At 36.7% G+C, this 11,178-nt stretch carries 9 protein-coding genes; 6 read left to right on the forward strand and 3 right to left on the reverse strand.

Going from position 1 to position 11,178, the window contains the following annotated elements; translation table 11 throughout:
* Window positions 1-18: 18 nt before the first annotated feature.
* From ABN763_RS11230 to ABN763_RS11240, 3 genes are all read right to left on the reverse strand, one after another.
* Window positions 19-2,424: a 3-hydroxyacyl-CoA dehydrogenase NAD-binding domain-containing protein gene (locus tag ABN763_RS11230; RefSeq protein ID WP_410485562.1), complete on the reverse strand. Its 2,406-nt coding sequence runs from the start codon at window positions 2,422-2,424 to the stop codon at window positions 19-21.
* A 3-nt stretch (window positions 2,425-2,427) separates the two neighbouring features.
* The gene (locus ABN763_RS11235) at window positions 2,428-2,883 is read right to left on the reverse strand and encodes a MarR family winged helix-turn-helix transcriptional regulator (protein WP_410485563.1); all 456 of its coding nucleotides are present in this window, start codon (window positions 2,881-2,883) and stop codon (window positions 2,428-2,430) included.
* 165 nt (window positions 2,884-3,048) lie between these two features.
* Window positions 3,049-4,824 (reverse strand): AMP-dependent synthetase/ligase, encoded by a 1,776-nt coding sequence (locus tag ABN763_RS11240; RefSeq protein ID WP_410485564.1) that lies wholly within the window; start codon window positions 4,822-4,824, stop codon window positions 3,049-3,051.
* A gap of 394 nt (window positions 4,825-5,218) precedes the next feature.
* Here ABN763_RS11240 and ABN763_RS11245 point away from each other — a divergent pair, with 394 nt between their 5' ends.
* From ABN763_RS11245 to ABN763_RS11270, 6 genes are all read left to right on the forward strand, one after another.
* Entirely contained in the window at window positions 5,219-6,583 is a 1,365-nt protein-coding gene (locus tag ABN763_RS11245; RefSeq protein ID WP_410485565.1) for a hypothetical protein, read from the forward strand.
* A 68-nt stretch (window positions 6,584-6,651) separates the two neighbouring features.
* The gene (locus ABN763_RS11250; RefSeq protein WP_410485566.1) at window positions 6,652-7,134 is read left to right on the forward strand and encodes a hypothetical protein; all 483 of its coding nucleotides are present in this window, start codon (window positions 6,652-6,654) and stop codon (window positions 7,132-7,134) included.
* A gap of 37 nt (window positions 7,135-7,171) precedes the next feature.
* Entirely contained in the window at window positions 7,172-7,864 is a 693-nt protein-coding gene (locus ABN763_RS11255; RefSeq protein ID WP_410485567.1) for a CsgE family curli-type amyloid fiber assembly protein, read from the forward strand.
* 20 nt (window positions 7,865-7,884) lie between these two features.
* Window positions 7,885-8,298 carry a curli production assembly/transport component CsgF gene (locus tag ABN763_RS11260; RefSeq protein ID WP_410485568.1) on the forward strand — a complete coding sequence of 138 codons (414 nt, stop codon included), beginning with the start codon at window positions 7,885-7,887 and terminating at the stop codon, window positions 8,296-8,298.
* Between the two features lie 10 nt (window positions 8,299-8,308).
* Window positions 8,309-9,658, forward strand: a complete 1,350-nt coding sequence (locus tag ABN763_RS11265; RefSeq protein ID WP_410485569.1) for a CsgG/HfaB family protein — start codon at window positions 8,309-8,311, stop codon at window positions 9,656-9,658.
* 4 nt (window positions 9,659-9,662) lie between these two features.
* Window positions 9,663-11,177 (forward strand): carboxypeptidase regulatory-like domain-containing protein, encoded by a 1,515-nt coding sequence (locus ABN763_RS11270; protein ID WP_410485570.1) that lies wholly within the window; start codon window positions 9,663-9,665, stop codon window positions 11,175-11,177.
* Window position 11,178 lies beyond the last annotated feature (1 nt).

The following is an 11,178-nucleotide window of genomic DNA, read 5'->3' on the forward strand; positions in this document are numbered from 1 at the left end:
AATACTAAAATCTCATTACTAATTTCTTAGCGGCTTCCCTTTCTTCAACATGTGCTCAATTCGCTCTAAAGTCTTGCGCTCCGTACATAAACTTAAAAATGCTTCGCGCTCAATATCAAGCAAATATTGTTCACTTACCATAGTGGGTTCCGAAAGATCACCTCCCGCCATAACATATGCTAGCTTATTCGCTATTTTTTTATCGTGTTCAGAGATATAATGAGAAGCTTCCATGCTATCGGTTCCAACTAAGAACATACCTAAGGCTTGCTTACCAAGTACCTTAACATCTTTACGTTTTGGTGGTTGGGTATAACCTGATTCAGCCAATAACACAGCATGCTTTTTAGCAGTTGCTATTTGACGGTCTTTATTTACAACAACAGTATCTCGCCCTTTTAATAGTACCCCGAGATCAAAGGCTTCATAAGCCGAAGTAGATACTTTAGCCATACCTACTGTTAAGAAATACTCTTGAAGTACATTTAGTTCGACATCATTCTTTTTGAAAGTGTCTGCAGCTCGAAGGGCCATTTCTTTTGAACCACCACCACCAGGAATCACACCTACTCCAAACTCAACAAGTCCCATATAGGTTTCAGCAGCTACTACAGCTTTATCAGCATGCATGGTTAGCTCACAACCACCTCCTAATGTCATTCCGTGTGGTGCTGCAATGGTAGGGATTGATGAATAGCGCATGCGCATCATACTATCCTGGAAGTATTTAATGGCCATATTAAGCTCATCATACTCCTGCTCAACAGCCATCATAAATATCATTCCGATATTGGCACCAACTGAAAAATTGGCCCCTTGGTTACCAACTACAAGACCTTGATAGTCTTTTTCGGCCATATCGATTGCCTTATTTAATCCAGCAAGCACATCGCCACCAATGGTATTCATTTTACTTTGGAATTCAACATTCAAAATGCCATCACCCAAATCTTCAACGACTACACCACTATTTTTAAATACTTCGTTTGTCTTACGAATATTATCAAGGATTATGAATGAATCCTGACCAGGTACTTTTTCCTGAGATTTTTTAGGAATATCGTATGCATAAGTTGCTCCTTCTTTAACTGTATAGAAGGAAGGACTCCCTGCCGCGATCATGTCATGTACCCAAGCTGCCGGCTCTAGGCCTTCTGCTTTCATGATTTCAATTCCTTTTTCAACACCGATAGCATCCCAAATTTGGAAGGGACCATGTTCCCAACCAAATCCTGCTTTCATAGCATCATCAATTTTGTAAAGATCATCGGTTATTTCCGGAATTCTGTTGGAAACATAAGCGAATAATGCCGATAATGTTTTACGGTAGAATTCTCCAGCTTTATCTTTTCCAGCAACCAATACTTTAAATCGATCTACTACATTGTCGATCGTTTTTGTCATTTCTAGTGTTGCGAAGCTGGCTCTTTTCTTAGCTCTATAATCTAGCGTATCAAGATCAAGCGAAAGAATTTCTCTTTTTCCACCTTCACCTTTAATTTTCTTGTAAAAACCCTGCCCTGTTTTACTTCCTAACCATTTGTTTTCCATCATATGGTTGATGAAATCGGGAAGTTTAAACAACTCATGACGTTCGTCATCAGGACAATTTTCGGCAATACCATTTGCGACATGAACCAAGGTATCTAGGCCTACAACATCAACCGTACGGAAAGTTGCCGATTTAGGTCGACCAATAACAGGGCCAGAAAGTTTATCGACTTCTTCAATAGTCATACCTAATTCTTTCACCATATGAAATAAGCTCATGATCGAGAAAATTCCAATGCGGTTTCCAATAAACGCAGGTGTATCTTTTGCCACAACAGAGGTTTTGCCTAAAAACTGTTCGCCATAACCGTTCAAAAACTCAAGGACGGCTGAATCTGTTTTAGGACCAGGAATTATTTCAAAAAGTTTTAGATAACGCGCTGGGTTAAAGAAGTGTGTTCCGCAGAAATGTTTCTGAAAATCATCACTACGTCCTTCACTCATAAATTTAATAGGAATGCCTGAGGTGTTCGAGGTAATAAGCGTTCCAGGTGTACGATATTTTTCTAAATTCTCGAAAACCTTTTTCTTGATGTCCAAGCGTTCAACTACAACTTCAATTATCCAATCAACTTCTGCCACTTTTGCAATATCATCCTCCAAGTTTCCAGTAGTAATTCTACTTGAAAATTTTTGATGATAAATAGGAGAGGGTTTAGATTTTAAGGCCGCCGTCAACGAATCGTTCACTAGACGATTTCTAACAATTGTATCTTCTAACGAAAGACCTTTTGCCTTTTCTTTGTCATTAAGTTCTCTTGGGACGATGTCTAGTAATAATACTTCAACACCTATATTGGCAAAATGACAAGCAATACCGCTTCCCATAATACCGGAGCCTATTACAGCTACATTTTTGATTCTTCTGGTCATAACTTAGTTAGTGATTACTTCTTTTTGATCAAATATTTTTTTAGATGATATTAAATCATTGATTATTTCTGTTACCTCAAAAAAGCTTTTTAGTTGATTCTCTGAAACGCGTTCTTTTATAGTTTCATTGAATGTAACAACTACATCTTTTGACACCGCTCTCTTTTCTTTTCCGAAATCAGTAAGGTAAATAAGGACACCACGACCGTCTTCTGGATTGGGTTTACGGACGATTAGGCCCTTTTCTTCCATCGATTTTAGCGTTCTAGATAAGCTGGTAGCTTCCATGCCCATTCTTGGGCCAAGAGATGTGGATGGTGTGCCTTCATCAGGATCAATGCTAAGCAGTGCAAAGCCAGTTGCCATGGTGCTTTCGAACTTTGAGGCTTCTTCATTATACATTTTAGCTACGGCTTGCCAAGTAGCTCTTAATGCATAATCAATTGTTTTATCTTTCATAAATTTTTAATGGAATGCCAAATATAAAAAAAAATACTATGCATGCATAATAAAATTTAAATAAAACCTATAGATTGTTAATAACATGGGTGTTAGAATGCTTTATCAATAAAAAAGCCCCCTTGGCGAGGGAGCTTTTTGAGAATTTGTATGTTTTAAGCTTATTTAATGACCATATATTTCATTATATAGGTCTGTATACATTTCCTTTATAATTTTTCTTCTTAACTTAAGAGTAGGTGTTACATGTCCACCATCTATTGACCAAACTTCTGGTGTTAGTCTAAACTGTTTTACTTTTTCCCATTTCGCAAAATCAGCATTGGCTTCATCAACTTCTTCTTGAATTCTGTCAATTACTTTTTGGTTTTTAACTATGTCATTGTTATCTCCCAGATTAATACTATGCCGCTCGGCCCAGTCTTTAATAAACTCAAAATTTATTTGTATCAGTGCGGCTGGCATTTTTTCACCTTCACCGACGACCATAATTTGTTCAATAAATCGGCTTTGTTTAAATCTGTTTTCCAATAGTTGGGGTGCGACATATTTACCGCCAGATGTCTTAAACATTTCTTTCTTACGATCAGTAATCTTTAAAAAGTTGTCTGAATCTACTTCCCCTATATCCCCTGTATGAAAATATCCGTCTTTATTAATTACTTCATCCGTTTTTTCCTTGTCTTTATAGTAACCTTGCATTACGTTTGGTCCTTTGACCAGTATCTCGCCATCTTCTGCAATCTTCACCTCTACACCTTCAATAATTCGTCCTACAGTCCCCATTTTTAAACCATTGTTTATTTCTTCATTAACTGAAACAACAGGAGAAGTTTCTGTCAATCCATAACCTTCCATTACTGGTAACCCCGCAGCATTAAACACTCTCGCCAACCTTGGCTGAAGCGCAGCACTACCTGAAGAGATGACATCGAGTTCGCCCCCAAGTGCTTCTTGCCATTTTTTGAAAATTAATTTTCTAGCGATCTTTAATTGGAATTCGTACCAACCACCATTAGCTCCATAGGGCTCATATTTTAGTCCAAGCTCTACCGCCCAGAAAAAGAGTTTTTTCTTAATTCCTGTAAGTTCTGTTCCCTTAGCTATAATCTTATCATATACCTTTTCTAAAAGCCTTGGTACACAGGTCATCATATTGGGGTGTACCTCTTTTGCGTTATCACCGATCTTTTCCAAAGACTCAGCAAAGTAAATTCCAACACCCGCAAACTGATATACATATAAGGTCATGCGTTCATATATATGACATACCGGTAAAAAGCTTAATGCCTTGGATTTCCCTAATTCTATAGGGAGTCTTTTTGTGCAAGAATTCATGTTGCTGACGATGTTGTCATGTGATAACATGACCCCTTTAGGTCGACCTGTAGTTCCCGAAGTGTATATTAAGGTAGCGAGGTCAGTTGGTTTCACAGCATCTTTTAGCTTTTCAACTTCTTCTTGATTGCTCTCATCTGCACCAAGCTCTAAAACTTCATTCCAATTTTTACAATCACTAAGTTGATCAAATGAATACACTTCTTTTAAGGATGGGACTTTGTCTTTAATCGCCTTTACTTTTTGCAAAACTTCAGTGCATGAAACAAAACAATATTTGGACTCTGAATGTGATAAAACATATTCGTAATCTTCTTGAGAGATGGTTGGATAAATAGGGACATCTTGCGCTCCTATTTGTAAAACACCAATGTCAACAATATTCCATTCAGTTCGATTGGTCATTGAAATAATGGCAACTTTGTCATTAGGCTTAACACCTAATCTTAATAACCCTCTGCTTATAGCATTTGCCTTATCAATGTATTCTTTTGTTGAGGTAGCCACCCATTCCCCATCATACTTCGTAATCAAAGATTTCTCAAGATCATATTTTTCTAATTGATGGTAAGGTATATCGAAAAGGCGTGTGATTTGTGTCATTGGTATTGAATAAATTCAGTTTTGCAAAATAGAAAAATACCAACGGTTTTCAAACGTATTCGTAAAAAAACAGGCTAATAATTAAGAAATTATTGAATGGTTGATATTATTAATTCTAAATCAAAAGAATACAAAATAACACTTCCATTTGGATATGGATTTCTTACTACATGTTTTGTCAAATTGAACAGAATGTGTCGTTCATCTTGAAATTTCACAATCTTGTAGTAATTTGTTTTTTAATTGTAATATATTTTGGTAGTTTCACCCCATGATGAAAGATTATTAATTTTTTGTCATAAAAACCCATAATCTTACATTTCGGCTTTTCTGTTTTTGCATTGGTATGTTGACTATATAATTAATCATTAAATACTAATCTAAAACACTTACCATGAAAAAAAACATTCTAGGTATCGCATTCGCATTGGGTGCATGTGTTGCACTATCTGCTCAGGATAATACTAGTGACAACACAACAGAAGGTAATGACAACCAAGTAACAATCAATCAAACAGGTGGACGTAACAGTTCTACTACTGCACAAAACGGTGACGCTAATGTCGTAACAGTACGTCAAGGTTCTGATCTGTTCGCTTCTAATGGAGGTACTTCTGAAGTTTCACAAACTGGACGTTCCAACAACGCAAACGTTGAACAAGAAGAGTTCGGTAATGCGGCATCAGTTGCTCAGGCAGGCGGACTTAACATCGCTAACGTATTACAAAACTTATTCTTTTTCGGTGGGGATAACGAAGGAGTTATTTCGCAAACAGGTACAGAAAACGATGCGCTCGTATTTCAAGATGGTAATGCCAACTCTGGTGAGATTCGTCAGGGTTCTGACTTGTTCGAATCTAGAAATGGAGTTGCTGTAATCGACCAATTAGGTGATGAGAACGAGGCTTCTATTGCTCAAGAAGAAGATGCAAATGAGGCTTTAGTTGTTCAGGCAGGAAACGGCAACCAGGCTTCGATCAATCAAAATTTGTTGTTCTTCGGTGGAGAGAATGAGGCGGTAGTGAGACAAACTGGTGATGGTAACCAAAGTTTCCAAGACCAAGATGGTATTGCTAATACAGCCACTATTACTCAAGGTTCTTTCTTTTTCGCTGCAAATGACGGGATTGCTCAGCAAATTCAGTTTGGTGAGGACAACGAAGCAACCATTACGCAAGAAGAAAATGGTAATCTTGCTGGACAACTACAAGATGGTACAGGAAATAATGCCCTAATAGAACAAAATCTTTTTGCTTTTGGAGGTGAAAACCTTGCTGTGCAGAGACAAACAGGTACTGACAATCAAGCAGTAACTTTTCAAGATGGTACAGGTAACGAAGCACAGGTTACGCAAGGTTCATTCTTCTTTGCATCAAGAGGTGGATTAGTTGTACAAGAGCAGTTTGGTGATGATAACTATGCTGAAGCGAACCAAGAAGAAGATGAAAACATTGCTGACCAAAGACAATTTGGTAACGGTAATGTTATTGTTACTGAGCAAAACTTACTTTTATTTGGAGGAAACAACATTAGTGGTATTTTACAGTTTGGAGACCTTAACCAAGCAGGAGCTTTTCAAGATGGAAGCCGTAATATGAGTTCAATCAGCCAGTTTGGTAATGGTAACTTTGCTGTTGATTCACAAATTGGTGAAGGTAATATGTCTACTACTGTTCAGTTTGGAAACGGACATAGTAATGTAACAAGACAAGCAGGTGTTGGTAACACTGCAGTTGTAAACCAAAACAACGCAAACTAAAATATTTATTATATTCACTGCGCCATTTTATTGGCGCAGTGATATTTTCTAAAACAAATCCAATCTTTATGAAAAAGGTATTACTTCTATCTTTTCTCGTCATTACAACAATGATGTCTGGGCAGAATGCTGAAAAGCGACCCGATGCAGGTGTTTTTCTACCTCAGGTTGGATTAAATATAGGTCAATTTTCTGCTGATACTACTCCAACACAGAATGTGGTGTTTATTGAGCAAGCCGGTATTGCTAACTTTACACAAATAAATTCTTCTGGTCTTAACGCTATTTCAGTATTACAAGAGGGCGACAACAATTTTGTTTCAATTGATACAGGTAATGTTTCTTTAGTTGAAAGTATTGTGCAACGCGGCAGTAATAATAGTATTACAGCTAGTTATGGTACATATAACAGTGCACCTGTAAACTCTCAAATAATGCAAGAAGGTGTTGGCCTATCAGTGCTTCGTATAGGTACAAACTCCATTACTGAGAACCTCAAAATTAATATGGAAGGTTCAGGTAGAGAAGTCATTATCAGAAGTTATAAATAACCCTAAATCTTTAGGCATGAGATGGGTATCTTGTATCATGGCCTTATTTTTTTTCCTAACAGCACAGTCTCAAAATAAAGATTTACCTGATGTTGGTATTATCCCCAAAATTGTGGTGAAAGCAATAGGAGTTAACACCGATATTCAAGGAATAATAAAGAATGATTCAAACCTTTTCAAAACACTCTCTAGCGAACTTATAATTATAAGTAATATGGGTGCAAAAAATGCTAGCAAAGCAGAGCAAAAAGATAACTTTAGTATAGCACCTGATGAGGTTAAGATTGTTGCAACAAAGAATATTAATGTTGCTGACACGGATAATATTATTGTCTTATTCTTAATCTATGAGGATGAAAAACTTATTGCTCGAGATAGAAAAGAGCTTAGAAGACAAAAAAATGATCCGAATGTTTCTGACGGATTGGAAATAAAAGGTTTAGTTGTAGAAAATGTAAGATCTAAGGTTGGTAAAGATTTTTATGATTATTTTTATCAGCAATTCACACTTAAAAATCCTGAGAGTGATCAATTAGTGAAAGTTGAAGAACAGTTGGGTATTGGCATAGGAACACGAATTCAAATAAAAGTTCAGGAAGATCTCGTGTTTGAAAGTTTCGCGAGACCCAATGAAGAACAGCTTGTGAATTTAGCAAATTCAGCGGTTGCAAGAGTGTTACAATACTTTAAACAAAAAGAACGACAAAAACAGTTGCTTAGGCAATTTTAGGAATCATAAAAAATTAAAAAATGAAACTTCGTTTAGCTATTTTAACAGTAGTAATCAGTCTTTTTTCATTTGTTGATATATCTGCACAACAATTTGTTTACAGACCTGTAAATCCAGCTTTTGGTGGCGATACTTTTAATTACAATTGGTTATTAAATTCAGCTAATTCTCAGAACAAATTCAAGGAGCCTGAAGAAGAAAGGGAAGAGCTTACCGAACTAGAACAGTTTACACAAGATTTAAATAGGCAATTACTTAACCAACTATCTCGACAGCTTTTTCAAGATGAGTTTGGAGATGAAAGTTTCGAAGAAGGTACTTTTACTTTTGGTAGTCTTTTTGTGGAAATTGCACCAGGTTCGGGAGGACTTAATATTGATATATTGGATACCAATACGGGAGAAAAAACACAAATTATTGTTCCAGCTTTTTAGTGAAAGTTAGATGTTAAAAAACAAACTTATTATACTGGCATTTCTTGCCAGTTTTTTATTGAGTAGCTGTGGAGCTTACTTTAACCAACCTCTTGGCGTAGAGAAAGCAAGGCTAGGGGAAGAGACAGCATTAAATGATCAGCTTAAAACGCTACCGTTACCTAAAGAACCCTTAGTAGCTGGGGTTTATAAGTTTAGAGATCAAACAGGTCAATACAAAAATGTTGAACAGGGGACTAGTTGGAGTACAGCAGTTAGTCAAGGAACCACTTCAATTTTGCTCAAAGCACTTGAAGATTCCAGATGGTTTGTTCCAATAGAACGAGAAAATGTTGGAAATCTGCTTAATGAACGTCAGATTATTCGTAATACACGTCAACAATATAGTGGAGCCAAAAAGAATGCACAGCCCAACTTACCTCCATTGTTATATGCCGGTATTTTATTAGAAGGAGGAGTTATTTCATACGATTCTAATATTATAACAGGTGGGGCAGGAGCACGTTATTTCGGAGCCGGAGCATCAGCCAGATACCGTCAAGATCGAATAACTGTATATCTGAGAGCAATTTCTACTTCAAATGGTAAAATTCTAAAAACGGTGTATGTTTCTAAAACAATTTTATCCCAAGCGGTAGATGCGAGTATTTTTAGATTTGTTAAACTACAACGTTTGCTGGAAGCAGAAACGGGTTTTACTCGTAATGAACCCGTACAGTTAGCAGTCACCGAGGCTATTGAAAAAGCCGTAGAATCGTTGATTGTTGAAGGAGTAAAAGATAATATTTGGTTTGTTAAGAATGAAGATGAAAAACAAGCATTATTAGATCGATATGAAGAAGATGTTACTGAGGCAGAATCGACTGAATTGTACAATCGATTACTAAAAAAGAGACGGTCTTCAAATAGTATTAGTATTACGGCAGGTGCCGCTTACATTGATGGTGACTTTGCTGAAAGTCGGCTAACAGGGTCTTTTGGCGCATCGTATAAACATGCTTTTACGCCTGCATTTGGGGTGTCTGGAGCAATAAATGGATTCGCCTTGAAAAATGAGGGAGTATTTTCGGATAGTTTTGTTTCGTTTGATTTTAATGGAGAACTTACACTACTGCCAAAAGACTCTTTTTCACCATATTTAACAGCTGGAGTGGGTAGTTACTTTACAACTGCTTTGGATGATGCAAATATGAAATTCCAATATGGGATCGGTTTTGAATATATCGGATTTGAGAATATTGGTATAAAGCTGTTTGGAGAGAATAATATATCAATTGCAGATGATCTGGATCGCGTTGTAGCTGGACAACGCAATGACCATTTTTGGAGGTTCGGTATCGGACTTAACTACTATTTTTAAGAAGATGAGAGTATTTAATATAACATGCCATTTTAATAAAGTTATTGCTGTAGCGTTGACCTCATTAGTTATGTTTTCTTCCTGTAACGAAGACAAAATAAATGCGGTAGACACCGGAGATATCATAGGTACTGTGGTTCAAAAGGGGACTAATGAGCCTATCGAAAATGTAAAAATTTCGACTTCGCCGGTTAGCGGAACGGCCTTTACTAATGCTGAAGGTAATTTTCGCATAAAAGATGTAACAGTGGGAGATTACTCAGTAGAAGCTTCTAAAGAGGGCTTACTTACATCTTTTGAAGCAGCAAAAGTGCTGGCCGATGGTGAAGTTAATGTTGTTTTTGAGCTTGATATTTCTGAATCAGCCAATTCAGCGCCAACTACTCCTATACTTTCTAATCCGGTTGACGGGGCGACCAACATTCCAATTACACAAGAATTTAGATGGTCATCTTCTGATGTAGATAGTGATGATGTTTTAAACTATGTTTTTGAACTTAAAAATGAAAATGATAATGAGATTATCATGTCAGAATCAATTACTGATTCTTCATTTACGGTTAACAACTTAAAATTTGGGACTAAGTATTTTTGGCAAGTGCAAGTAACAGACGGTATTAACGAACCTGTTTTTAGTGCTGTTAATATCTTTACTACTGCTGAAAATCCAAATAATCGTTTCCATTTTGTTCGTGAAGAAAATGGATTGAGTCGCATAATTTCATCTAACCAAAATGGATCAATTGCGTTTGGCCTTACAGAGGAAGATCAAAATTCTTTTGGACCGAAGAAAAATAATACGGCGGGGCAGATTGCTTTTATGAGAACCGTGGGTACACAAACGCATATCTTTACAAGTGATCTCGACGGTGACAATGTTAAACAAGTAACTAATTCGGTACCTGTTGCAGGCTTTAATCTTGGTGAAATAGATTTTGATTGGTCTACAAATGGCAGTCAACTGATCTATCCAAATTTTGATAAATTATATGTGATCAATAAAGATGGAAGTGGATTAAGACAACTCTATGAAACGGCAGATGGTAGTTTGATAAGTCGCTGTGCATGGAGTTTTGATGGTAGTTTTATTGCCTTGCAAACCAATGATGTTAACGGATACAATGCCTCGGTATTTACTATTGATTTAAGTGGTACAGTTTTAGAAAATGTTTTAACAGGTGTATCTGGGGCTGCTGGAGGAATTGACATTTCTGTAGACGGAACTAAAATATTGTATACCTACGATGTTTCAAACTTTCAATCAGCAAGTTTTAGACGTCTAGATTCCAAGATATTCTCTTACGATTTGAATACCGATACCGCTACTGATCTTTCCACAGGAAAAAATGCGGGTACAAACGATTTTGATGCGGAGTTTTCACCTAATGGAGCAAACATCATTTTTGTAAATACATCTAATGACGGAATTTCTGCAAAAGGTATTTACGTACAAGCCATAGAAGGTGACGGAGAACGTACGTTAGTATTCAATAATGCAAGTGCTCCTAATTGGGAATAAT

The sequence above is a fragment of the Spongiivirga sp. MCCC 1A20706 genome, from assembly GCF_046524175.1.
In the GTDB taxonomy this organism is placed as follows: domain Bacteria; phylum Bacteroidota; class Bacteroidia; order Flavobacteriales; family Flavobacteriaceae; genus Spongiivirga.

Bases quoted from the DNA above. Each gene is read 5' to 3' on its own strand.
- ABN763_RS11250 (WP_410485566.1), top strand. From the start codon at position 6,652: ATGAAAAAGGTATTACTTCTATCTTTTCTCGTCATTACAACAATGATG.
- ABN763_RS11255 (WP_410485567.1), top strand. From the start codon at position 7,172: ATGGCCTTATTTTTTTTCCTAACAGCACAGTCTCAAAATAAAGATTTA.
- ABN763_RS11265 (WP_410485569.1), top strand. From the start codon at position 8,309: ATGTTAAAAAACAAACTTATTATACTGGCATTTCTTGCCAGTTTTTTA.
- ABN763_RS11270 (WP_410485570.1), top strand. From the start codon at position 9,663: ATGAGAGTATTTAATATAACATGCCATTTTAATAAAGTTATTGCTGTA.
- ABN763_RS11230 (WP_410485562.1), bottom strand. From the start codon at position 2,424: ATGACCAGAAGAATCAAAAATGTAGCTGTAATAGGCTCCGGTATTATG.
- ABN763_RS11235 (WP_410485563.1), bottom strand. From the start codon at position 2,883: ATGAAAGATAAAACAATTGATTATGCATTAAGAGCTACTTGGCAAGCC.
- ABN763_RS11240 (WP_410485564.1), bottom strand. From the start codon at position 4,824: ATGACACAAATCACACGCCTTTTCGATATACCTTACCATCAATTAGAA.
- ABN763_RS11260 (WP_410485568.1), top strand. From the start codon at position 7,885: ATGAAACTTCGTTTAGCTATTTTAACAGTAGTAATCAGTCTTTTTTCA.
- ABN763_RS11245 (WP_410485565.1), top strand. From the start codon at position 5,219: ATGAAAAAAAACATTCTAGGTATCGCATTCGCATTGGGTGCATGTGTT.